At 45.9% G+C, this 24,692-nt stretch carries 22 protein-coding genes; 13 read left to right on the plus strand and 9 right to left on the minus strand.

What is annotated here, in order from left to right; genetic code table 11:
- Nucleotide 1: 1 nt before the first annotated feature.
- The 4 genes from atpA to OH460_RS03895 are packed head-to-tail and all read left to right on the plus strand — an operon-like array spanning nt 2 to nt 4,345.
- Nucleotides 2-1,543, plus strand: coding sequence for a F0F1 ATP synthase subunit alpha (gene atpA, locus OH460_RS03880; protein ID WP_239940094.1), 1,542 nt, complete (start codon nt 2-4; stop codon nt 1,541-1,543).
- A 46-nt stretch (nt 1,544-1,589) separates the two neighbouring features.
- On the plus strand, nt 1,590-2,459 hold the full coding sequence (gene atpG, locus OH460_RS03885) for a F0F1 ATP synthase subunit gamma (protein ID WP_269995252.1): 870 nt from the start codon (nt 1,590-1,592) through the stop codon (nt 2,457-2,459).
- Between the two features lie 42 nt (nt 2,460-2,501).
- Nucleotides 2,502-3,887 carry a F0F1 ATP synthase subunit beta gene (atpD, locus tag OH460_RS03890; protein WP_269995254.1) on the plus strand — a complete coding sequence of 462 codons (1,386 nt, stop codon included), beginning with the start codon at nt 2,502-2,504 and terminating at the stop codon, nt 3,885-3,887.
- Between the two features lie 14 nt (nt 3,888-3,901).
- A complete protein-coding gene (locus OH460_RS03895; RefSeq protein WP_269995256.1) occupies nt 3,902-4,345 on the plus strand; it encodes a F0F1 ATP synthase subunit epsilon in 444 nt (147 codons plus the stop codon).
- Nucleotides 4,346-4,500: 155 nt separating this feature from the next.
- On the opposite strand, the gene OH460_RS03900 is transcribed toward OH460_RS03895, so the two are convergent.
- Nucleotides 4,501-5,463, minus strand: coding sequence for a nitrilase family protein (locus OH460_RS03900; RefSeq protein WP_269995258.1), 963 nt, complete (start codon nt 5,461-5,463; stop codon nt 4,501-4,503).
- Nucleotides 5,464-5,570: 107 nt separating this feature from the next.
- Here OH460_RS03900 and OH460_RS03905 point away from each other — a divergent pair, with 107 nt between their 5' ends.
- Entirely contained in the window at nt 5,571-6,458 is an 888-nt protein-coding gene (locus tag OH460_RS03905) for a LysR family transcriptional regulator (RefSeq protein WP_269995259.1), read from the plus strand.
- Nucleotides 6,459-6,595: 137 nt separating this feature from the next.
- Here OH460_RS03905 and OH460_RS03910 read toward each other — a convergent pair whose 3' ends face one another.
- Genes OH460_RS03910 through hisD form a run of 4 tightly spaced genes read right to left on the minus strand, consistent with a single transcriptional unit; the run spans nt 6,596 to nt 10,359 of the window.
- Entirely contained in the window at nt 6,596-7,309 is a 714-nt protein-coding gene (locus OH460_RS03910; RefSeq protein ID WP_443088673.1) for an alpha/beta fold hydrolase, read from the minus strand.
- Between the two features lie 2 nt (nt 7,310-7,311).
- Nucleotides 7,312-8,316 carry a cupin domain-containing protein gene (locus OH460_RS03915; RefSeq protein WP_128164026.1) on the minus strand — a complete coding sequence of 335 codons (1,005 nt, stop codon included), beginning with the start codon at nt 8,314-8,316 and terminating at the stop codon, nt 7,312-7,314.
- A gap of 17 nt (nt 8,317-8,333) precedes the next feature.
- Entirely contained in the window at nt 8,334-9,065 is a 732-nt protein-coding gene (locus tag OH460_RS03920) for an SDR family NAD(P)-dependent oxidoreductase (protein ID WP_269995264.1), read from the minus strand.
- A gap of 1 nt (nt 9,066) precedes the next feature.
- A complete protein-coding gene (gene hisD, locus OH460_RS03925) occupies nt 9,067-10,359 on the minus strand; it encodes a histidinol dehydrogenase (RefSeq protein WP_061031088.1) in 1,293 nt (430 codons plus the stop codon).
- Nucleotides 10,360-10,701: 342 nt separating this feature from the next.
- Here hisD and OH460_RS03930 point away from each other — a divergent pair, with 342 nt between their 5' ends.
- From OH460_RS03930 to OH460_RS03965, 8 genes are all read left to right on the plus strand, one after another.
- Complete coding sequence (locus OH460_RS03930; protein WP_269995267.1) at nt 10,702-11,451, plus strand: HpcH/HpaI aldolase family protein; 750 nt, start codon at nt 10,702-10,704, stop codon at nt 11,449-11,451.
- Between the two features lie 152 nt (nt 11,452-11,603).
- Nucleotides 11,604-12,569: a LacI family DNA-binding transcriptional regulator gene (locus OH460_RS03935; protein ID WP_269995268.1), complete on the plus strand. Its 966-nt coding sequence runs from the start codon at nt 11,604-11,606 to the stop codon at nt 12,567-12,569.
- Nucleotides 12,570-12,865: 296 nt separating this feature from the next.
- Nucleotides 12,866-13,861: a TRAP transporter substrate-binding protein gene (locus OH460_RS03940; protein ID WP_060981473.1), complete on the plus strand. Its 996-nt coding sequence runs from the start codon at nt 12,866-12,868 to the stop codon at nt 13,859-13,861.
- Nucleotides 13,862-14,029: 168 nt separating this feature from the next.
- Nucleotides 14,030-14,593 carry a TRAP transporter small permease gene (locus OH460_RS03945; protein WP_108082751.1) on the plus strand — a complete coding sequence of 188 codons (564 nt, stop codon included), beginning with the start codon at nt 14,030-14,032 and terminating at the stop codon, nt 14,591-14,593.
- Entirely contained in the window at nt 14,590-15,870 is a 1,281-nt protein-coding gene (locus OH460_RS03950) for a TRAP transporter large permease (RefSeq protein ID WP_269995274.1), read from the plus strand. Before OH460_RS03945 ends, OH460_RS03950 begins: the two co-directional genes overlap by 4 nt.
- A 512-nt stretch (nt 15,871-16,382) precedes the next feature.
- Entirely contained in the window at nt 16,383-17,357 is a 975-nt protein-coding gene (locus OH460_RS03955) for a nuclear transport factor 2 family protein (RefSeq protein ID WP_269995276.1), read from the plus strand.
- A gap of 17 nt (nt 17,358-17,374) precedes the next feature.
- The gene (locus tag OH460_RS03960; protein ID WP_269995278.1) at nt 17,375-18,370 is read left to right on the plus strand and encodes a nuclear transport factor 2 family protein; all 996 of its coding nucleotides are present in this window, start codon (nt 17,375-17,377) and stop codon (nt 18,368-18,370) included.
- Nucleotides 18,363-20,096 carry a sodium:solute symporter family transporter gene (locus OH460_RS03965; protein ID WP_269995280.1) on the plus strand — a complete coding sequence of 578 codons (1,734 nt, stop codon included), beginning with the start codon at nt 18,363-18,365 and terminating at the stop codon, nt 20,094-20,096. Before OH460_RS03960 ends, OH460_RS03965 begins: the two co-directional genes overlap by 8 nt.
- Before the next feature lie 139 nt (nt 20,097-20,235).
- Here the strand turns inward: OH460_RS03965 and OH460_RS03970 are convergent, their stop codons facing one another.
- From OH460_RS03970 to OH460_RS03985, 4 genes are all read right to left on the minus strand, one after another.
- Entirely contained in the window at nt 20,236-20,784 is a 549-nt protein-coding gene (locus OH460_RS03970) for an RNA-binding S4 domain-containing protein (RefSeq protein ID WP_269995282.1), read from the minus strand.
- 126 nt (nt 20,785-20,910) lie between these two features.
- On the minus strand, nt 20,911-22,530 hold the full coding sequence (yejF, locus tag OH460_RS03975) for a microcin C ABC transporter ATP-binding protein YejF (RefSeq protein WP_269995284.1): 1,620 nt from the start codon (nt 22,528-22,530) through the stop codon (nt 20,911-20,913).
- Nucleotides 22,531-22,539: 9 nt separating this feature from the next.
- Nucleotides 22,540-23,562: an ABC transporter permease gene (locus tag OH460_RS03980; RefSeq protein WP_017068487.1), complete on the minus strand. Its 1,023-nt coding sequence runs from the start codon at nt 23,560-23,562 to the stop codon at nt 22,540-22,542.
- A gap of 31 nt (nt 23,563-23,593) precedes the next feature.
- Nucleotides 23,594-24,682: a microcin C ABC transporter permease YejB gene (locus OH460_RS03985; RefSeq protein ID WP_061031098.1), complete on the minus strand. Its 1,089-nt coding sequence runs from the start codon at nt 24,680-24,682 to the stop codon at nt 23,594-23,596.
- Nucleotides 24,683-24,692 lie beyond the last annotated feature (10 nt).

Consider the following 24,692-nt stretch of genomic DNA (forward strand, 5'->3'; position numbering starts at 1 on the left):
AATGCAATTAAATTCAAATGAAATTAGTGATCTAATTAGAGAACGAATCTCGCAATTTAACGTGAGCACTGAAGCTCGCAACGAAGGCACTATCGTATCGGTTCGTGATGGCATCATCACCATCAACGGACTTGCAGATGTGATGCAAGGCGAGATGATTGAACTACCTGGCGGCAAATACGCACTTGCACTTAACCTAGACACCCACTCTGTTGGTGCGGTGGTAATGGGTCCTTACATTGACCTTTCTGAAGGCATGAAAGTAAAAGGCACTGGGCGTATCTTGGAAGTACCTGTAGGTAACGGGCTTCTGGGCCGTGTAGTAAATACCCTAGGTGAGCCGATTGATGGTAAAGGTCCCGTAAGTTGTGACCGTCTTGACCCAGTAGAAGTGATTGCCCCTGGTGTAATTGAACGTAAGTCTGTAGACCAGCCTATTCAGACTGGCTACAAAGCGGTAGATACCATGGTGCCTATCGGTCGTGGTCAACGTGAACTGATCATCGGTGACCGTCAGACAGGTAAAACAGCATTAGCAATCGATGCCATCATTAACCAAAAAGACTCAGGCATCAAATGTGTGTATGTGGCGATTGGTCAAAAAGCATCAACCATCGCTAACGTGGTTCGCAAGCTCGAAGAGCACGACGCACTTAAAAACACCATCGTGGTTGTCGCATCAGCATCAGAATCAGCGGCACTTCAATATCTAGCACCCTACGCGGGTTGCACCATGGGCGAATACTTCCGTGACCGTGGTGAAGATGCACTGATCATCTACGATGATCTATCCAAACAAGCGGTCGCTTACCGCCAAATCTCATTGCTACTTAAACGCCCACCGGGCCGCGAAGCCTTCCCTGGCGACGTATTCTACCTTCACTCACGCCTGCTAGAACGCGCAGCACGAGTCAATGCAGAGTATGTAGAGAAGTTCACTAACGGCGAAGTAAAAGGCCAAACAGGCTCATTAACCGCGCTTCCTATCATTGAAACTCAAGCAGGCGACGTATCGGCATTCGTACCAACCAACGTAATCTCAATTACCGATGGTCAGGTTTTCCTACAGACTCAGCTATTTAACGCAGGCTTACGTCCAGCCGTTGACCCAGGCATCTCGGTATCTCGTGTGGGTGGTGCTGCCCAGTGCAAGATCATCAAGAAGCTATCTGGCGGTATCCGTACTTCGCTGGCTCAATACCGTGAATTGGCGGCATTCGCTCAGTTCTCTTCTGATCTAGATGAGATGACGCGCAAGCAACTTGACCATGGTGAGCGTGTGACTGAACTGATGAAGCAAAAGCAGTACTCCCCTATGTCGGTTGCAGATCAAGCTACTGTGATTTACGCGGCTGAAAAAGGCTACTTAGTCGATGTTGAGCTAAACAACCTAGCTCGCTTCGAAGAAGAGCTGATCGCGTACGCCAAAGCTCAAAACCCAGCGCTGATCGACAAGATTAACGCGACAGGTGATTACAACGACGAAATCGATAGCGCTCTTAAAGAGATTCTAGAAGGTTTTGTTGGGATGAAAGCTTGGTAAGTGCTCCGGTTTGTTAGCTGGAAACAAAAACAAATAGGAGCAGATTATGGCAAGTACTAAAGAAATTCGCACCAAGATAGCCAGTGTTAGTAACACTCAGAAAATCACAAGTGCAATGGAAATGGTCGCGGCAAGTAAGATGCGTAAGGTTCAAGACAACATGACGCAGACGCGACCATATGCCGAAAACATGCGTAAGGTTATCTCCCATGTTGCATCAGGGTCGCTGGAATACCAGCACCCTTACCTTCAACAGCGTGAACCCAAGCGCGTGGCTTACATCATTATTTCGTCTGACCGCGGTTTATGTGGTGGCTTGAACTCCAACTTGTTCAAGAAAGTGCTGGAAGAAATGGAGCAATGGCGTGCTAAAGGCGTTGAGGTAGAAACCACCTTAATTGGTTCAAAAGCTATCTCATTTTTCCAACGCGGCGGCAATGTTATCGCACAAACCTCAGGCCTAGGTGACGCACCAAAGTTAGAAGACATCTTAGGTACGGTTAACGCGATGCTTGGTCACTATGACGAAGGCAAAATCGACAGCTTGTACTTAGTCTACAACCAGTTCGTTAACACCATGGTTCAGGCTCCAACGACTTTACAGCTTCTACCCCACCCTTCTGACTCAGAGGCAGACGGTGAAGCCAAGAAAGCGCGTCGTTGGGACTACATCTATGAACAAGCACCAAGAGACATACTCTCTGAATTGTTACACCGATACATCGAATCTCAAGTGTATCAAGGCATCGTTGAGAGCATCGCCTGTGAGCAAGCTGCCCGAATGGTAGCCATGAAAGCCGCTACCGACAACGCTGGTCAGCTCATCGATGATTTGCAGTTGGTGTACAACAAGGCACGACAAGCTGCCATTACCCAAGAACTGAGTGAAATCGTCTCAGGTGCTCAAGCTGTCTAAGGGCAGGAAGAGCGGGTCAGAATAGAATTTGAGGAATTACACATGAGTGTTGGAAAAATAGTAAAAGTGATCGGCGCGGTGGTCGACGTCGAGTTTAGCGACAATAACAGCCCACGCGTTTATGATGCATTGAAAGTCACTAGCGACGAAGCAAGCTCGCTGGTATTAGAAGTTCAACAGCAACTAGGCGGCAACATTGTTCGCTGTATTGCGATGGGTACATCAGACGGCTTGCGTCGTGGCCTAACCGTTGAAAACACAGGCTCTCCAATCACGGTTCCGGTAGGTGAAGAAACACTAGGCCGCATCATGAACGTGCTTGGTCAACCTATCGATGAATGTGGAGAAATCGGCCAAAAAGAGAACTACGAGATCCACCGCGAAGCCCCTTCTTATGAAGAGCAAGCGAACAGCACTGAATTGCTTGAGACAGGTGTTAAGGTTATCGACCTTATCTGTCCATTCGCTAAGGGTGGTAAAATTGGTCTGTTTGGTGGTGCCGGTGTAGGTAAAACCGTCAACATGATGGAGCTTATCAATAACATCGCCAAAGCTCACTCAGGTTTGTCTGTATTTACCGGTGTAGGTGAACGTACTCGTGAAGGTAATGACTTCTACTACGAGATGAAAGAAGCTGGCGTACTAGACAAGGTTGCCATGGTTTACGGCCAAATGAACGAGCCACCGGGTAACCGCCTACGTGTTGCGCTTACTGGCCTAACTATGGCTGAACGCTTCCGTGATGAAGGCCGTGACGTACTGTTATTCATCGATAACATCTACCGTTACACGCTTGCAGGGACAGAAGTATCTGCGCTGTTAGGTCGTATGCCTTCAGCGGTAGGTTACCAGCCAACGCTAGCGGAAGAGATGGGTGTACTTCAAGAACGTATCACGTCAACAAAACAGGGCTCTATCACCTCTATCCAAGCGGTATACGTACCTGCGGATGACTTGACTGACCCATCGCCAGCAACCACCTTTGCTCACTTAGATGCGACCGTTGTACTGTCTCGTAACATCGCGGCACTGGGTCTATACCCTGCGATTGACCCGTTAGATTCAACGTCACGTCAATTGGATCCGCTGATCGTAGGCCAAGAGCACTACGACATTGCACAAACGGTTCAAACCACGCTGCAACGCTACAAAGAACTAAAAGACATCATCGCGATTCTTGGTATGGATGAGCTTTCTACCGAAGATAAGCAGGTCGTATCTCGCGCTCGTAAGATTGAACGTTTCTTGACTCAACCTTACCACGTAGCGGAGGTATTTACCGGTCAGAAAGGTGTGTTTGTACCACTCAGCGAAACGCTAAGAGGCTTCAAAGGCCTATTGAATGGTGAGTACGACGACATTCCAGAGCAAGCATTCTTGTACTGTGGCTCTATCGACGAAGTGCTTAAAAAAGCGAAATCACTCTAACAGGTAGGTGCATCATGGCTATTGGAATTACAGACAATACATTTCAACTTAATATCGTAAGTGCGGAAGGTACGCTGTTTTCAGGGCCGGCATATGCCCTAGCCGTTTCTGGAGCAGATGGTGAACTCGGGATTCGTCCCGGTCACTCCCCGCTTCTTAGCAAAATAAAACCGGGCGTGACGGTGTTTGTCACCGACCCAAAAGCAGAAGATGAAGTACTTTATGTGTCTGGTGGAATGATTGAAGTTCAACCGGATGTGGTAACGGTGCTGGCTGATACCGCTTTGCACGCAAAAGACATTGACCGCGCTCGCGCTGAAGAAGCTAAACACGCTGCTCTAGAAAACATCAATAAGGGCAACATAGACGTTAACTTCGCACAAGCTCAGCTTGAACTTGCCAAAGCGATTGCTCAACTACGGGCTGCGGATCTTACTTCGTCTCGAACCCGCCACTAAATATAGGCAATTGCTTATCTCAGTGTGAATAGTCTCCCCACTTAAAAACGATTTAAGTGGGGAGACTACAACTAAAGCTTTAGACTCAACCCCTTCCCTAACTACTCAGTATTCGCTCGCCTGATTCGCCTACTTTACCCACCAGCACCTCAACATTATTTCTCTGCAAAACGTGCTTGGTGTGGGTCCAGTTCATGACCAAGAGGCTGTGTCAGTGAATGATATAACTCTGGCTTACGACCACGAATCCAACGTCTTCCGGTACACATTTCTAGCTCTTGCGCTTTCAAATCCGCAATCACCATGTCGTCATCAACGCTGTCCGTCTCTGTGATGACCTCCCCATAAGGGCTTAGGATCATCGCATTGCCTGTTCTGACTTCATCCATATCAACGCCCACACCATTACTAAACACCACAAACATGCCGTTGTCGTGTGCCCTTGCCGGTAGCCAACGCATCAGCCACTCGCATCCATTCTTACCCTGCATCTCGGCACGAATCGCTTCAGGGTTTTCATCTCGGTTAAACCATAGTTCTGGGTCAATTCGCTTCATCGCGTTCGGGCTACGTGATTGGCAACCGCCCGTCTGATGGGGGGCAATCAATATATCGGCTCCTTTCAAAGCGGTAATTCGAACGTTCTCAACCAAGTTGTTATCCCAACAAATCAGGATACCGACTTTGCAACCGTGGGGCGTATCAAACACCGTGTACTGATCGCCGCTGCTCATATTTGGGCTTACGAAGGTGTGCAATTTGCGATGCTTTTGTACTTCCCCATTTGGCATCGCGAACACATAAGTGTTGTATAACTCGCCATCCACACCCTGCTCTATCAAGCCCGCACCAACACTCATTCCAAATTGCGTTGCCAACGAAACGAGCTTTTGAGTAGATTCACCGCTCGGTACAGGTTCCGCTAACGCTTCAATCTCATCTCGCGGTAAAGCAGACACATGCCAGTAGCCAGTAATACACATCTCCGGGAAGCTGATGATCTCGACACCACTGTCCGCTGCTTGTTGAACGTAATGCTCAATCACCGATAAGTTGTAAGCCTTGTCGCCAGCATGATGGTTAAACTGGACCGATGCTACTTTGATGTCTCTTTTCATGATTCGTCCTCAAATTTTCGCTTTATCCGATTTGCTATGGAGCCAGTATAAAAAATCACTTCAATTCCATATAATGAAAGATATTCTCAGTTCAATGAGCATTTGGAATGGAATTTGATTTACTGAAGGCGTTTTGTCAGCTGGCTAAATCCGGCAATTATCGCTTGGCATCTGAGCCGCTCTACATTACTCAGTCGGCACTCACCAAAAAGATTCAGCGACTGGAATCCAATATTGGAACAAGCTTGTTTTCTCGTGGCAGAAATGGCGCCGAGTTAACACACGCAGGCAAGACGTTACTGGCAGATGCCCAACGCTTGGTCGATTCAATGCAAGCCTTTGAGCAGCTTTCTGGCTCGGTGGTCAATGGGACAGAGGGTCATTTAAACATTGGCTTTGGTGTTTCGACTTATCATGAAGCACCCAAGCTGATTGCAGCGTACAAAAAACAGCAGCCGAATGTTCACATCACCTTAAATGACGCCCCTTCTAAGCAGCAGACTGATGAGTTATTGAGTCACGAACTCGATATCAGCTTCAATCGAATCCCCAATTCGTCAGATCTCAACAGCCTAACGCTTTTCGATGATTACCTTGTGATTGCCATTCACAAAGATCTTCTCAATCAAGCGCAAAACAAAGATCAGCTTCTGTCTGAATTACCTAAGTGGCCTTATCTAAAGCTAGCTCAACATCGCGGCCCGGGGCTAGACAAACAGATCCAACAATATTGCCTAGCGAACAACCTCGATCTATCCAAGACACAAGAAGCCGATGATATTCTTACCTTGCTTGCGTTAGTCTCGGCGAACATTGGCTTCACCATAGTACCGAGCAGCGCTCAGCAGATAAGCAACACCAATGTCGAATTCATTGCATTACAGGGCGAGCACGCCACTTGGCCAGTCGGATTGATATGGAATGGAGAGAATGAGAATCCACTCAGGGATAGGTTTGTAGAGTTTGTGGCGAAGCAGATAGGAAGCAGCTTGTAAGTCAGCAATGGCTATTAGTGCTTAGGTAAAGTGCAAAGTACAGTGGCAAAAATGGTGACAAGTGCAATATAAAGCGCACTGCCCTTTATATTGCATACACGGCATGAAAAGTGGCTTCCTCAGCTCACTATAAAGAATCACAGCTGACTGGCTTCAAACCAACTACGAATATGCTGCGCAACGATCTTAGGCTGCTCCATTGTCGATAAGTGACCACAATCAGGAATGACGTGAAGCGATACCTGCTTGATATGTTTTGCCATTAATAGGTGATTATCGATTGGACATAACAGGTCATCTTTGCCTGTAATGATCAATGTAGGAACCTGTATATCGGCCAGTAGTGGTCTCGCGTCAGGACGGGTCGCCAATGCTTGAGCATGAGCTTCAAACCTTTCAACGCCAATATTGTTCGCCATTTGCGTGATTCTTTGAGTCAGCTCTTGATTCGCCAACTGGTTCGGATGAATAAGCACTGACATTAGAATATCAGGCGTTATTGACTCAAACTCCCCTGCTTTTGCTTTATCAACCAAGGCGTTTCTCTTCTCTGACACTTCTGGCTTTTCATCTGCAGAATTGGTGTCCATTAAGATCAAACCTTTCACTCGTTGTGGCGCCTGTCGAAAGACTTCAAACGCAAGAATGCCGCCCATAGATAAGCCACCAAGCACGAAACTTTCCGGGGCGTTCTCTAGCACTTTACTCGCTAAGGCTTGCATGGATGTGTCGGTTCCCAAGTCACAAGTAAAAGGAGCCACCCAATCGGGCAGCTCTTTGTTGACGTCTTGGAACAACGTTTCATCACATAACAAACCAGGTAACCATAGCAGTGGTACTTCTGGTTTCATCATTAATTGCCCTGCAGTGTTTGTGGTTGGTCAGAACCCAATACCACGTAGGTGAAGCTCGTTCCTCTTAGGTTCTCAAGGCTGTACGATGCGCCTGCTGGTACACTAAACACGTCGCCAGTAGTCAACACCAACTGTGCTTGTTCGCCATCTTTCACCAGGTTAAGCAAAGTATCGCCTTCAAAGTTAATCAACACCTGCTTTTCATCACGTTGGTGAACAGGAATACTCGCCCCTTCCGTTAACTCGTAAGCCATGATACTCACGTCATCCACACTCTTAACTTGGAAGTCGTAGCTCGCAGATGGGTGTCCCGTTAATGCAAACTGTTTAACGCCAGGCTTGTCAAAGTCACCTGAGATTTCTCGGTAATCCTTCTTCAATGCGACGAAAGGCATCATCTGCTCGGCGGTGTAGGTATCGAATTTGCTCAGCTCTTCATCCGTTAGTAGTGGCATCAATTCAGACTCACTAGGCACTGCATCACCGTCTATGGTATCAACCAGCGTGCCGTCTGCCTTTAGGTATAAACCGTAGCCTTGGCTGTCTGTAATCACGCTTGGGTGCCAAACCACGCCACCGCCAGAGTTGTCACCACCTAACACAGAGTACATAAAGCCGTAATCACGCCCTACAACCTCGAAACCTCGGAACAGGTTCGTAGGGATCGAGATAACATCGCCGTGCGACAATACCGCTTCGTGTTCACCTTCGTTACCCCAGTAGAATCTAAACTGGCCTTTGAAGACCACAAATAGTTCAGCAGTATGATGAGAGTGCAGAGAGTTCTTAATGCCTGGTGGCTGACCTGCTGCACCAATGTTAAAGCCTGCTGTTTCACGAATATGAACATGCTGACGGCTGCTTTCAGCCACACCAGCACCAATGATACAGAAGTTGTCTTTTAGGTCGCTTCCCGGAGTACGTGCATCAATGAAAGCACTCGTGCCTGGGATAAGCTCCATGTAACGAACGAGATTGTTATTTATTGTATTTTGTAGGGTCATTCTAAATTCCTTCTTACCTAACCTAGCGGTCTTCCGCCATCGACAGCGATGGTATTACCGGTTGAAAATGTCAGTAGCTCTGCAGCTGCATAAACGGCGTTGGCAACTTCTTCGTCACTCGCTAATCGTTTCAGCGGTGTCGACTGCTCTTGTGCATTGCGCCATTCATCATCTAACCCTTTGACAAATTCGGTATCCACTAAGCCAGGAGCAACAGCGAGTACTCGGATATCTGGAGATAAAGCACGGCCTAATGAACGTGTCATGTTTTCAACCGCTGATTTACTTGCACAATACGCCACGTTGCTACCCATTGCGGTTTGTGCTGCAATCGAAGTGATGTTCACTACGCAACCCTTGGCGCTGCGAAGTAATGGCTCAAACGCGCGAACCATCGCAAATGGAGCTCGAACATTGACGCGGAAGATCTTGTCTATCAACTCATCATTCAAAGACGCCAAATCATTGTGCGCGACAAACTTCGTCATACCAGCGCAGTTCACTAGCAAGTCTAATGAATTCGACGACTCTTTAACTTGGTCTGCTAATGCGCCAATCGCAGAGCTGTCTTCAACATTCAGTTGATACATGGCATGACCTGAACCTTGTAAGCTGTCCAAGATCTGTTGAGCTGCAACCTCATTACTGTTGTAGGTAAACACAACGCGATAGCCAGATTGCGCTAATTTGTGACATATGGCGGCACCGATGCCGCCACTGCCGCCTGTAACTAAGGCGAGTTTTGTCATGTTATGCCTCTACCGATTTTTCTTTGTAGCGACGTACACGAATATCTGCTTGCTCTTTGTGACCAGCGAAACCTTCTAGTGCACATAGACGTGAACAGTACTCACCGACTTTTAGTGAAGCCGCTTCAGTTACGCGCTGGTAAGTACATGTTTTAATGAATTTACCAACCCATAGACCGCCGGTGTAGCGTGCTGCTTTGTTTGTTGGCAGTGTATGGTTAGTACCGATACACTTATCGCCATAAGAAACGTTCGTCTCACGACCTAAGAACAATGCACCGTAGTTAGTCATGTTGTCTAGGAAGTACTTAGGATCTTTTGTCATTACTTGTACGTGTTCAGAAGCAATGTCATCTGCTACTTCAACCATCTCTTCGTAGCTATCACAAACAATAACCTGACCGTAGTTTTCCCATGCCTTACCAGCGACTTCAGCAGTAGGAAGGATCGTTAGCTGACGCTCAATCTCTTTTACTGTCTCTTCTGCAAAAGTTTCGCTATTCGTTAGCAGTACAGCTGGAGAGTTGTAACCGTGCTCAGCTTGACCAAGTAAGTCCGCAGCCGCTAATTCAGGGTCACATCCCTCTTCGTCTGCAATCACAAGCGTCTCTGTTGGGCCAGCAAACAAGTCGATACCAACACGACCAAACAACTGACGTTTTGCCTCTGCAACAAATGCATTACCAGGGCCAACGATCATATCTACTGGAGCAATCGTTTCTGTACCAAGTGCCATTGCACCTACCGCTTGTACGCCGCCAAAACAGTAAATCTCATCCGCACCAGCCATCGCCATTGCCGCAACAATCGCCACATTTGGTTGACCGTTAAAAGGAGGAGCACAAGCAATCACACGCTTCACACCAGCCACTTTCGCAGTAAGAACACTCATGTGCGCTGATGCAACCAATGGGTACTTACCACCTGGGATGTAACAACCAACACTGTTTACTGGCACGTTTTTGTGGCCCAGTACAACACCCGGCATGGTCTCTACTTCTACATCATGCATTGAGTCACGTTGGATCTGAGCGAAGTTACGAACCTGTGTTTGTGCAAATTCAATGTCGTGCTTAGTCGATTCGTCCAATGCGTCCACACATGCCTGAATTTGGTCATCTGTTAAGCGAAACTGCTCCGGAGACCAGTTATCAAATTTTTCTGAAAGCTCACGTACTGCACTGTCACCTTTCTTTTCGATGTCAGAAAGAATGTTCTCAACCGTTTGACGTACTTGCGCGTTGTTTGATGCTGATGCTTCTTCAGTGATGCCGTGTTTTAGAATGCGAGCCATGCTTAATTCTCCTTGTGGCGTATGCCTAGTGTTTGCTTATGTGTAGTTTTAACAGAGTTTATTTTTTGTTTTGTATACTTTTGGATACGAATGCAAAATAAACATAAACATTTTTTTAACACTTGGCAAATTCATTTCTCGACTTAAAAAATTAAATGCAACTCATTGTTTTAAAGATAAAAATCATTTCAAAACGGTCAGATACGATACCTAATGGATTAAAATACAATCAATTTATGTTGCATTGATCACATTGTTTTTACTCTTTTTTTACAACAACACATGTTAAGTTTTGCATACCTTTGCAAAAGCGAACAAAAAAGTAATGGAGAATAGAAAGTAATGGATAACTTTAAGAACACACTAAGCAACACCGAGCTACTTGGAACTTTTGTTAAAACCCCTCACCCACACATCATTGAAGTGCTTGCGTTGGCGGAACTCCCTTTCATTGTGCTAGACGCGGAACACGCCCCTTTTGATAGATCGACACTGGATAGCTGTATTCTTGCTGCTCGCGCTAATCAACTCCCTTGCGTGGTTCGAGTTCAAGATAGCCAGCCGTCGACCATTTTGAATGCGTTAGATTGCGGTGCGACAGGAATCCAGATCCCTCACGTATGCAGCGCCGAGCAAGCAGAAAAACTGGTGAAGATGTCCCATTATGGTGAAGGTGGTCGAGGTTATGCTGGCTCAAGTCGCGCAGCAAAATACGCAACCAAACCAATGGCAAGTCACTTGAAAGACAGCCAGAACAACACGGTAGTGATTGCGCAAATTGAAGACCCAGAAGGTGTGGTAAATGCTGAATCAATCGCAAAAGTGGAAGGCATTGATGCCCTGTTCATTGGCCAAGTAGATTTGGCCGTGTCTTACGGTGCTGAAAGTGTGAATGATGAATGCGTGCGAGAAGCGAGCATAAAAATAATCAAAGCAGCTCAACAGGTTAACAAGCCCGTTGGTATGTTTGTCGCGAATGCTCAAGCGGCTCGTCACTGGAAAGAGCTCGGCGTTAACTTCTTTTGCGTCGGTTCTGAACACAAAATGATCATTGATGGCTTTCGAAATGAGCAAGCCGTCATGAAATCATAATTTTTCTTTGTGATTTCAAATGTTACACGTATTGTAATTATCAAACCTTGCTCATTAGAGTCTGTTGACCTAATCAAGGTAGCGCTTGGATTTATCGCGATATAAGGAGATTCACCATAAAAGCGAAAGTTACCTCTATTGATGTTGCCAAAATGCTTGGCGTTTCTCAGTCTACTGTTTCTCGGGCATTCAGTCCGACAGCGAGCATTAGTGAGAAGAAGCGTAAAATGGTTATGGATGCCGCGACCAAGCTTGGCTATACGCCAAATGCGATCGCCCGCAGCCTTATTTCCAATCGTTCAGGGTTAGTGGCTATCGCACTTGATAGCGAATCAAACCCAATGTACGACTTGCAATCTCGTGCTCTCGCGATGGAAATTCAAAAGCGCGGCGGCCAAGTTGTCCTTTGCCCTATCGATAAAGACGACTTGGATCTTGCCATTTCACGCGCGATTGAATATCAGGTTGATGGCTTAATCATTGCCACCAGCCGTCTTACTTCCCGAGCATTCGCACAATGTGAAAAGTTTGGCGTTCACTTAAGCCTTATCAACCGTTATACAGAAAGCATTAATGCGAACAGCGCTGGCCTAGATAACCAACGAGCTGGCACGCAAGCGGCGGATTATTTTCTGGATAAGGGCTACCAACAACTGGCTTATGTCAGTGGTGATGCTGGCTCAATGACCAGTGACAAACGTTGGCTTGGCTTCTCTGAAACCGCAAAAACTCGTGAAGCCGCTTCACCTATCTTCATCAATGCAAAATACAGTTTTGAAGCGGGATTAGAAGCCGCTAAAGAGTTAATGGAGCATACATCCAAGCCAGATGCTGTGTTCTGTGCCAATGATATCCTAGCTATGGGTGTTATGGACGGTCTTAGAAAGCTCGGATGCCATATTCCTCAAGACTTTGCAGTGATGGGAGTCGATGATATCCCAATGGCCTCTTGGCCAAGCTATGACCTCACTACTATTGCTCAGCCTACCGATAAAATCGTGCAAAGAGCTGTCGAAGACTTAATGCAGCGCATCAACGATAACGTGGACGCTAAAGGCGAATACCTGCTTGAATCTGGCACCATTATTGAGCGAGGAAGTACAGCCAAAGGCTCTTAGCCAGCTTTCTCCCCTTTAATAAGCTTGCTGCAAACCAACCTACTCAACACCGATAAATTTAGACTAAAAGCCCTAATCTCAAGTTAGGGCTTTTTTCTGTGATCTCGTCTAAAAATTCGCCGATTCATATTAACTGCACTATCAAATCGCCCCAATTGTTATTGACTTGTTAGCTCTGTGTTTATATTTTGGATTCGTATGCAAAAATTAGGATATGAAGTGCGGATAAATAACCCACTGACCAACATGGCTCAAATGAATGCACATAAAAGCCATGTGATGAACAAGGAAGAACGATGAAACGCGCAATCTTTACCTCGATTACTGCCCTCGGCTTAACGCTGTCTAGCATGAATACCTTTGCAAGCAATGTGATCCGCCTTGCTCACGACAGCCAAGAAACATCACCCGTCCATAAAGCAATGCTTCACTTCGAAAAAGAGTTGGAATCTCGCTCTAACGGAGAGCTTGAAGTTGAAATCTACCCAGCCCGTCAACTGGGCGATGTAAGAGAAACCACAGAGCTTGTTCAGCAAGGTAACTTACAGATGACGTTTGGTGCATCGGTGCTGCTTTCACCTTACGTACCTGAGTTCAACGTACTTGATGTTTTCTACCTATTTGAAGACGAAGCGCAAGCACACAAGGCGTTAGACAGTGACAAGATCGGCAAACCACTTCTTAATTCAATGGAATCAAAAGGCTTTCATGGCTTAGGCTTCATGGAAGTTGGCTTCCGCAGCATCACTAATAACAAGCAACCTATTAACAGTATTGAAGACTTGAACAGCTTAAAGATTCGTTCAGCGTCTAACCCTACGCAAATCAGTGCATGGAAATCGGTAGGCACGGCACCGACACCGCTTTCTTGGGGTGAGATCTTCACTTCGTTACAACAAGGCTTAATCAATTCACAAGAAAGCGCGGTTTACTCTATTTACGCTGAGCGTTTTTATGAAGCACAAGAGTACCTATCGCTAACCAACCATATTTACACTAACTACGTGCTATTCATGAATAAAGAGTTCTGGGACTCTCTACCGAGTGATCAACAGGCGCTTATCAATGAAGTAAGTCAAGAAACCATCGCGGTACAGCGTGATCTTGCAGCGAAACAGAACCAAGAAGTCATCAAAGAGCTTGAAGCAAAAGGCATGACAGTAAACGTAGTGCCAACCGACGTTCGTGCTCAAATGAAAGAAAAGATGAATGCAGCGGTTTACCAAGAACTTCGTAGCAAAACTGGCGAAGCGCTATTCGACAGTGTGATTACAGAAATAGAGCAACTCTAATTCACTGATCACGATTGCTAGCCCTTCATGGGTGCCCGTTATTGACTCAGGCTTTGAGGCTTCGTTTTAAAGCAGCTTTATTGCTTTACAGACACACCGCTTTAAAGCCTGAGATGCAGTTCATTCATTGGCATTCAATGCCCTTTTCAACACTCTTTGGAGTTACGTATGAAATGGTTTCGCCTGTTCGACCGATACTTCGAACCAACACTAATCGTACTTTCTATCTCGTTGATGACCGCGCTACTCTGTTTACAGATAGCATTGCGCCTATTTGACGCTTCAATTGCTTGGGCAGAAGAACTTGCCCGCTACCTTTTCGTTTGGGCGATGTACTTAAGCATCAGCTACTGTATTCGTGATGATCGACATATTCGCATTCGCCTATTCATCGACAAACTACCGGGTAATCTAACCCACTACAGTTTGATTCTTTCAGACCTTATCTACCTTGCCTTCAGCTGTACCGTTGCCTGGTTTGGTTTCAAAGTGATTGGTCGAAGCCTGAAACTGGGCCAAATCGCTCCAGCAATGGAAATCCCGATTGCATGCCTATATGCGTCTGTACTTGTTTGTGCCGTGCTCAGTGCCATTCGCCTTGTCGTTAGCATCAATAAGCGCATTTCAATTATTGCTTACTCGCCAAAGTCGGTTCGACTAACGCAACACCGTTACCGTCACTTGAAAGCAAAACACCGCACTTCTAACCGCTTGTTGGAGCTAAGCTTATGACCTCTGCTTTGTTATTTGGTAGTTTCGGAGTACTGCTTCTTATTGGCGTTCCCGTAGGTATCGCACTCGCAGGAGCCAGCATGCTGGCAATCTTGAGCCTACCCTTCTTAAATATCGAATTTTTAGTTCAGGGCTTGGTGACAGGCCTAGACTCTTTCCCACTATTGGCGGTAGTACTCTTCACATTGGCCGGTAACCTAATGAGCCAAGGCGGTATATCAAAACGTCTTTTGCATGTTGCTGAAGTCTTCTTTGGTCACTTCACCGGTGGCTTGGGGATTGTAGCTATCGTTGCGTGTATGTTCTTTGCCTCCATCTCTGGTACAGGTTCAGCAACCGTTGCGGCTATTGGCTTAACCATGATTCCGTCTATGGTGAAAAAAGGCTACGACCGAAGCTTTGCTGGTGCATTGATTGCCTCTTCCGGCGGTATCGGTGTAATTATTCCACCGTCTGTTGTAATGATCGTGTATGCCATTACTGCAGAAGTGTCCGTAACGAAAATGTTCATGGCTGGTATTCTCCCTGGGGTTGTCGTCGGACTCGTCCTTATCGGTTACTGTTTGATCGTATCTAAAATCCGCGGCTACAAAGGTAACGATAAGAAAGCAACATGGCCTGAGAGACTGGCAGCGCTTAAAGAAGCGATTTGGGCAATGCTATTACCCGTAATCATTCTTGGCGGCATCTACTCTGGTGTATTCACGCCAACTGAATCTGCAGCGATTGGTGTGTTATACGGCTTGTTTTTCGGCATGTTTGTTTACAAAGAGCTGGATTACAAAAAGGTCGTGAAGATCATTTTGGAGTCTTCGTTATTGGTAGGTGCAGTACTTGTGATTGTGGGCGCTTCAGTTACCTTTGGCCGAATCCTAACGCTTGAGCGTCTACCAACTGAAATCGCACAGTTCATTCTCTCTATCACGGAAAACAAGCTGCTCATCTTGCTATGTATCACCGCACTGCTACTGATCGTTGGTACATTCATGGAGACATTAGCGGCGATTGTTATCTTAACTCCAATTCTGCTACCTATCGTGACCGCATTAGGAATGGACCCAATTCACTTTGGTATCGTGATGATCGTGAACCTAGCCATCGGGTTTGTCACTCCCCCACTCGGCGCCAACTTATTTATGGCCAGCCAAGTAGGTAATGTGCCGATTGAATCCTTGTCTCGGGAGATTTTAGGCTGGATTGGTGCCATGCTCGTCGCTTTGATGATCATCACCTTTGTGCCAGCGATATCACTGTTCCTTCCAGAATTATTGTCTTAAGCGCACCCATCAACAAGGCCACGCAATATTCATCTTTGAGTGGCTTTTTCAATCCAACCATTCCCAAACTTATCGTTGCATGCGAATTCATTTCTCATTAAATAAATCTAAACAAAAAATTAACAAACCGAGTAAAATCTCTTCGTATAAGAATCATTACTCTAAATTTTTCTTCGTCATGACTTTGATATAGCAGATCGCCACAGCACGTTCTCTGATTCTATAATAATTTCTCCAGAATAATAATTATCACATCAATACAATAACTTAAATTAAATCCTGCTATATTAAAACCCAATCATGTGGTTCATATACACTCGATAAATAGTGAATCATCACTCAATCACCTCAAAGATAACCGTATTTGTAGATTTGTTAAAAAACAGATCCAACCCACAATAAAGAAACATATGCAAAACACCTCATTGACACAGTGGTAACAAAAGGCAATATTGGATACGTAACCAAAAACAATCCAATAACTAATTTTATGACGCATCAGGAGGTGATTAATGGCTATGGTTGGCTTTGATTCTAAATGGCATGATTTTCCGGATTACATATTAGGTATCACTAAAGAAATCTGGGAAGATCGAGGTCTGAGTACCCTACATAACTATTACTCACCTGACATTATCGTCCGTACACCACTCTCCATCACCGAGGGAAACGAAAAGGTCATCAGCGCGACCATGGGCACACTAGCCGAGTTCCCGAACCGTACCTTATTGGGTGAAGACGTTATTTGGTCAGGGACTCCTGAGCAAGGCATGCTTTCATCACACCGAATCATTTCTACAGCTACTCATATTAATGATGGTGTATTTGGCAAAGCCACAAACAAAACACTTAAGTTTCGAATCATCGCTGACTGCCATGCCATCAATAACCAAATCAATGATGAGTGGATGATCCGAGACATCGCTGCGATTGCAAACCAACTGGGTATGACGTCAGAAGAGTACGCTCGTCAACAAATCGAAATAGAGGGTGGCGTTGAGCAATGCCCCTTCCCTTTCACTCCCCAAGTCGACATTCAAGGCCCTTACCTTGGTGTAGGAAATGACAATGAATACGGTCAGCGTTATGAAGACGTACTGCGCCGTGTAATGAGCGCTGAGTTCTCAGTCATACCAAAAGAATACGACCGAGCTTGTATCGGTGAATACACAGGTGGACAAACTGCGCTTTCTCATAATGAAATCGACCAATTTTGGATGTCACTGCGCTCTTCCTTTCCGAACGCTGAGTTCAAGATTCATCACCGTATTGGCCGCAATGACGAAATGATGTCACCACGTGCGGCTATTCGTTGGTCGCTACAAGGCAAGCATGAAGGCTACGGCATGTTTGGAAAGCCTACAGGAAAAGACGTTCACATCATGGGAATCAGCCATGCAGAGTTTGGACCTTGGGGCCTACGCAGAGAATTTACGCTACTTGATGAAAGTGCTGTCTGGAAACAGATTTTAGTCCAAATCGGTTAACTATATAAGGAAGTATTATGTTGAACAGCTTGATAGAAAATTTCTACAAATCCTATTTTAACGCTCACTCATCAGAACGGACGCAAGTAGCCCACGAGATGCTAAATACTGACGTTAAATGGTGTGTCGCTCATCCGATTAACGACATCTCTGGTGTCGATGCGACTGAGCAAGCGTTTCTATTACCGCTAATAAACTCGCTACCTGATGTTGAACGACGCCCTTCAATCATTATGCAAGGTGAATACGAAGGTCGCACTTGGGTAAACTCTACGGGCTATTTTGTCGGCACATTTGCAAAACCGTTGTTTGGTATCCCAGCAACAGGAAAAACACTCTACTTACGCTACACAGAAATGGTTTGCACCCAAGACGGTCAAATTGTCGAATCCTACCTAATACCAGATTTTATTGATGTAATGAACCAAGCTGGCGTGAATCCGTTACGCAAGAGTCTAGGCCATGCTGGATTAGTCCCAGCTCCAGCAACTCAAGACGGAATACAGACCGGTAGCATCGCAGCGGAAGAGAGCGAGAAAAGTCAAAAGCTCGTGCTAGATATGTTGGCTTGCTTGGGTCGATTTGATGGTAAACGCCTTGATTCAATGGATCTAGAAAACTACTGGCATGACGACTTCATGTGGTACGGACCGGCTGGGATTGGTACGACTCGAGGTATCCAAGGCTTCCGCGACCACCATCAAGGGCCATTTGTATTTGCCTTCCCTGATCGAAGTGTCGATATAGAGCTCAATATTTTGTCCAAAAATGACTACGTATCCACAGGTGGTTGGCCACATATGCACGGTACACATACTGGCACCAGTGGCTGGTTAGGTTTAGCACCGACAGGCAAGCACATCGAGCTTCGCGTTATGGATATCTGGCGACGAGAAGGCGAACTACTCAAGGAGAACTGGGTCGCTATCGATATCGCACACATCTTAAAACAGCTTGGTTACGATCTGTTTGAGCAAATGGAAGAACAATTAAAAGGACGTGAGCATGTATGAGTTTGGCGCTTTAAACTGGACAATTCTCGGTACCTATATCGTCCTGACTTTAGTTATGGGTGCACTAGTTGGCAGACGTGTGACTTCCGCTAACCAATTTGCGTTGGGTGATAAAAATATTCCATGGTGGGCCATAGGTATCTCTGTTGTGTGTACCTATGTCAGTGCGATGTCTTTCTTGGGGGGACCAGCTTGGTCTTACAAAGAAGGCTTGTCGGTGATCGCTATCCACCTAAACTACCCTTTGGTGATTTTCTTTATCGTTGCTGTGTTTATGCCGTTTTTCTACAACAACGGTCTCACTTCAATTTATGAGTATCAAGAACGACGCTTTGGTAAAGCTTCTCGTATCACTCTGTCTTTGATTTTCTTGATTAAACAGGCGATAAGCTCAGCTGCGGTATTATATGCGACCTCGTTGATTCTCGAGTTCATTACCGGTATCGACGTCACTTACTGCATCATTATTGTTACTGTTATCGCGCTGATCTATACCGTGATGGGGGGAATTGCCGCCGTTATTTGGACAGATGTCATTCAAGCGGTCATTCTGTTTCTTGGCGCGTTCATCATCATCGAAGCCGTTTGGAATGGCATGCCACAACCAATGACTGAAGTGATGCAAAACCTTAAGTCAGACGGCATGACCGATGCGTTGCAGACCAATTTAGATTTAAGCCAAGTGACCACGGTGTGGGCCGGCGTTATCGCAATGACAATGTTCCACACGACTGTGTATGGCGGTAACCAAATGATGGTTCAACGCTGTATGGCGGCTAAGAATATGGGTGATGCGAAAAAAGCGATGCTAATGATGGGTTACGTTGCTTTCTTCATCTACTTCGTATTCATTCTATTAGGCGTATTATTTAACGCTTACTACGATGGTAAAGAGTTTGAGAATGGTAATACCATTATCCTTCACTATGCCAGCGAATACGGTATGCCAGGGCTGATGGGAATAATCGCCGCAGCTATTCTTGCAGCAAGTATGTCGAGCCTAGACTCCGCTTTTAACTCTATGGCTACCGTCTCTGTTACTGACTTCTATAAACGCTTCTACAAGAAAAACGAGTCAGAGGAACATTACCTCAAAGCATCGCGTTTCTTCACAGTTATGTGGGCGCTATGTATCATCATTCCAGCCTTCATGTTTGCAACCAGCACAGGCTCAGTTTTAGAAATACTGAGTAAAGCGGGCTCCTATTTTGTAGGCGCAAACTTCTGTATGTTCGTGCTTGGTTTCTACTCCAAACATATTACAGAAAAGGGACTATTAATTGGTGTCGCAGCAAGCTTCTTGGCGATTTGGTATGTTGCGGTTGCGACTGATATTGCTTGGCCTTGGTACTGTGTCATCGGTGTTTTCGTCAATGCGATTGTCGCCTATGCTGCAAGCTTGCTGCTAACTGGCAAACAAACAGAAATGCACCTCTACACCGTCAAAGGTCAGCAAGCAGAATATGCACGCTTGAACAAACCGATCAAAGAAGATGGTTGGTATGTTGTTCCGGGTAAAGTCGATGCACCTTGTTGGGGACTACTCGTCATGTTTGTATTCTCGCTCGTTCTACTTTGGGGAATTAACGAGTTCATTGAGAACGCACCAATGTTGATTAACTTTATTCGAGTCTGCTCGGTTATTGTTGCGGCAAGTATCATCGGTTATATGATTTACTCATTCAAGCGTTCTAAGACGTCAAATGAAGTAGAACAGGTCAGCTAAGGGTCTCCTCAAGCTTAACCTAGCGACAACAAAAAAGGCTCACTATCAAAGTGAGCCTTTTAGTATCTCGCAAGCGCTAAAAACATGTAGCGCAGCTAAACTATCGAAGAGTTTTCAGACCAGCAGTTTAAAGCTGAAATTAGAAGAACTCAATCGAATTACGGCCGCTTTTGTCGTCACGTGTTGGCTTTGGCGTGTCCGCTTTCTTTTTCGGCTTGTTTTCTTTCTTCTTCTCTTTTTTCTGTTTCTTAGGTTCAGCTTTAGCGCTTAGCATATCTGCAGTGCTGCGCTGTGGTTCTTTCTTGCTTGAACCCTTTTTAGACTGGCCTTTCTTCGACTTGCTGTCTTTCTTAGCCGCTTCTTTTTTCTTTGGTTTATCTTCTACTTCTTGTACTGGCTGGTCACAGCACACTACATAGTATTCTTGGTTAAACTCAAAGAAGTCACCATCGTACATTTTACGACGCTTACGTGTTTCCAGCTCGCCATTCACCGCAACGTAGCCTTCAGAGATGACATGCTTGGCTTCGCCACCGCCACTCACTAGGTTCGCGATCTTGAACACCTTGTAAAGCTCAATTGGCTGAGATGATACATCGACACCAATCGCCTCGATTTCAATCTCTTCGCCTTCTTCGCCGTGCTCGTAACCTTCGTAGTCAGCGTCTTCGTAATGTTCTTGGTCCATGGTGACCTCTACCTAAATATGTACTTCTGAAATATTGGGCGCAGTGTAATCTTAAAACCACTAAATGACCATGTTGAATTCAACCTGATCGCCCTTGTTATAAAGAATAGTGCCTCTATTGGCGACTTACACGCCACCCACGTTCGAGAGGCTCACCAACTGCTTGGTGTATTCGTGTTTAGGAGCGCTAAACAACGTTTCAGTGTCACCTTTCTCTATTACCTCGCCCGCTTTCATCACGATAGTGTAATGACATAGGGATTTGACGACGTTCAGGTCGTGACTGATGAACAGGTACGTAAGATCGTACTTTTCTTGTAGTGACTTCAGCAAATCCAGTACTTGCGCTTGAACGGTTCTGTCTAACGAAGATGTAGGCTCATCTAACAAGATAAACTCTGGTTTCAGAATCAGTGCTCGCGCAATCGCAATGCGCTGTCTTTGACCGCCCGAAAATTCATTTGGGTAACGGTGACGTGTTTCAGGGTCAAGGTCGACCTCTTTCATCACATCACAGATACGTTGGTCCAGTTCGGTCTCATCCAGCTGTTGATGAACTCGTAAGCCTTCACCAATCACTTGTGCCACCGACATTCTTGGGTTCAAGGCTGAGAATGGGTCTTGAAAGACGACTTGCATACGACTTCGAAATGGTAGCATCTGCTGGCGGTTTAGCCCTTGAAGCTGCTCGCTTTCATAAGTGATCGAACCTTCACTCTCCACCAGCTTTAATATCGCCATACCTGTGGTCGACTTACCTGAACCACTCTCGCCCACTAAGCCAATTGAGTGCCCTTTCTTAAGGGTGAACTCCATATCAGTGACCGCTTTTATATGCGAAATAGTACGCTTAAATAGGCCACCCGTGATCGGGAACCAAACTCGAAGTTGATCTACATCGAGTAGCGGTTTGCTGTCGGGTGACACAGGGACAGGCAAGCCTTTCGGGTCTGAATTGATTAGCTTTTGTGTGTAAGGGTGAGCTGGCGCATTAAACAGTGTCTGGCAGTCGTTGCTTTCGACAAGACGACCATCTTTCATCACCGCAACTCTATCGGCAATCTTACGAACAATACTCAAATCATGGGTGATAAACAGCATCGCCATGCCAAGCTCTTGTTGTAGATCTTTCAACAAGTCGAGGATCTGCGCTTGCACCGACACATCCAGTGCAGTCGTTGGCTCGTCAGCAATAAGCAGCTCTGGCTCATTAATCAGTGCCATCGCGATCATCACACGCTGACGCTCACCTCCAGATAACTCATGCGGATAGGCTAATATTTTTTGCTCTGGATGACGGATACCTACTTTAGAAAGCCATTCTATCGCCAAGGCTTGCGCTTTATTGGTGCGCATACCGCGGTGAATAGCGAGGGTTTCAACCAACTGCTTGCCGATTCGATGAAGCGGATTCAGTGACACCATCGGCTCTTGGAAGATCATCCCGATGCGACCACCACGAATACCGCGCAGTTGCCTCTCAGAACAACTCAAGATGTCGCTACCAGAGAAGTTAATCTTTCCGCTCAAGTAATGCGACGAGCCTTTAGGCAGTAGCTTTAAGATCGAATTAGCCGTCACCGATTTACCCGAGCCACTCTCTCCCACCAGCGCCAGTGTTTCACCTTTGTATATTTCGAGCGAAACATCGTGTGTTACCTGCTCTATCGCCTTCTTTCTTCCAAAACCCACAGACAGTTTATCTATGGTTAGAACTGGAGAAGCAGGAGCTGTATTTGAAGTCATAACCTATCCTTACTTCTGTTGGTGTGGGTCGAAGGCATCACGTACCGCTTCACCGACGAAGACAAGTAACGTAAGCATCAAAGAAAGTACAACGAACGCGGAAATACCAAGCCAAGGCGCTTGTAAGTTGGCTTTACCTTGCGCCAGAAGCTCGCCTAACGAGGGCGACCCCGCAGGAAGACCAAAGCCCAAGAAATCTAATGACGTCAGCGTGGTCACCGAACCAGACAAGATAAACGGCATCATAGTTAGGGACGCAACCATAGCGTTCGGCAACATGTGACGAAGCATAATGCGCTTGTCATCGACGCCCATCGCTTGCGCGGCTCTTACATAATCAAAATTTCTGCAGCGTAAGAATTCGGCTCGAACGATCCCCACCAAACTCATCCAACTGAATAGCACCATAATCCCAAGCAACCACCAGAAATTCGGCTCGATAAAACTCGACAAAATAATCAGCAAGAACAAGGTCGGCATTCCGGACCACACCTCGATGAAACGTTGCCCAAACAGGTCAACCCAACCGCCGTAATAACCTTGTGTCGCCCCAACGACCACACCAATGACACTTGAAACAATCGTCAGAACAAAACCAAAGAGTACCGAGATACGAAAGCCGTAAATAATTCTAGCCAACACATCTCGCCCTTTGTCATCTGTCCCTAACCAGTTAACCGAGTCAGGCTCCGATGGTACCGCGCCTGCGATATCAAAGTTTATAGTGTCGTAGCTAAAAGGAATGATAGGCCATACGATATAGCCACTCTCTTCAATGAGGTCGATTACATACGGGTCTTTATAGTCGGCTTCGGTTTCAAACTCCCCACCGAATTCTGTCTCTGCGTATTCATTAATGACAGGCACAAACCATTGATTGTCATAAGAAACCAATAATGGCTTATCGTTCGCGATAATCTCAGCGAACAGGCTCAAGCCAAACAAGATGGTAAATATCCAAAGGGAGATAAAACCACGCTTATTTGCTTTAAAACGTAACCAACGAGCTTCAGCTAAAGGGTTGTTAAACATTTATTATCAATACCTTGTTATTCGTTCGCCATTAACGCGCTTCAAAATCAATTCGAGGATCAACCCAGGTATAAGTCAGGTCGGAGATAATGCTCAGAACCAAGCCTAATAAGGTCATGATATAGAGAGAACTGAACACCACGGGATAGTCACGTTGAATGGTCGACTCAAAGCCAAGTAAACCAATGCCTTCGAGTGAAAACATCACTTCAATCAACATAGAACCCGTGAAGAAAATACTAATAAATGCGCTTGGGAAACCGGCAATGATGATCAACATTGCGTTACGGAAAACGTGCTTGTAGAGAATACTGTTCTCGTCCAAACCTTTCGCTCGTGCCGTTACCACATATTGCTTATTGATTTCATCAAGGAAGGAGTTTTTGGTCAGCATGCTGAGCGTGGCAAAACCACCGATCACCATAGCGAAAATAGGCAAAGCTAAATGCCAGAAGTAATCACCAATTTGCTGATACCAATTGAGTTGATCGAAGTTACTCGATACTAACCCTCGCAAAGGGAACCAACTGAAGTAGTTACCACTCGCGAATAAGATAATCAGAATGATAGCAAACAAGAAGCCAGGGACCGCATAACCGACAATCACCACCGCGCTCGACCAAATATCAAAACGAGAGCCGTGGTGTATCGCCTTCATAATGCCCAGAGGTATCGAAATCACGTAAATGATTAACGTACTCCAAAGCCCCAGAGAAATAGAGACGGGCAAGCGCTCGATGATTAAATCGATAACATTACCGCCCTTAAACAGGCTTTCACCAAAGTTAAAGGTCGCGTAGTTTTTCAACATCTCAAAGTAGCGAACGTGAATCGGCTTATCAAAACCAAACTGCTTTTTGATCTCTTCAACCACTTCCGGATCCAGCCCGCGTGAGCCTTTATAGCCACTGGCAGACGCTTGATCACTCTCGCTTAAATCAACCTCTTGTCCACCACCAGAAAAGCGCTCCATAATACCAGAGTTATGCCCTTCTAATTGCGCCACAGCCTGCTCTACAGGCCCGCCCGGCGCAATCTGAATGATGAAAAAGTTAATCGTGATGATCGCCCACAGCGTGGGGATCACCAACAACAAACGTCGAAATATATACGCAGCCATGCTAACTAAC

Origin of the sequence: Vibrio sp. Makdt (genome assembly GCF_027587015.1) — a bacterium.
GTDB classification, from domain to species: domain Bacteria; phylum Pseudomonadota; class Gammaproteobacteria; order Enterobacterales; family Vibrionaceae; genus Vibrio; species Vibrio chagasii_B.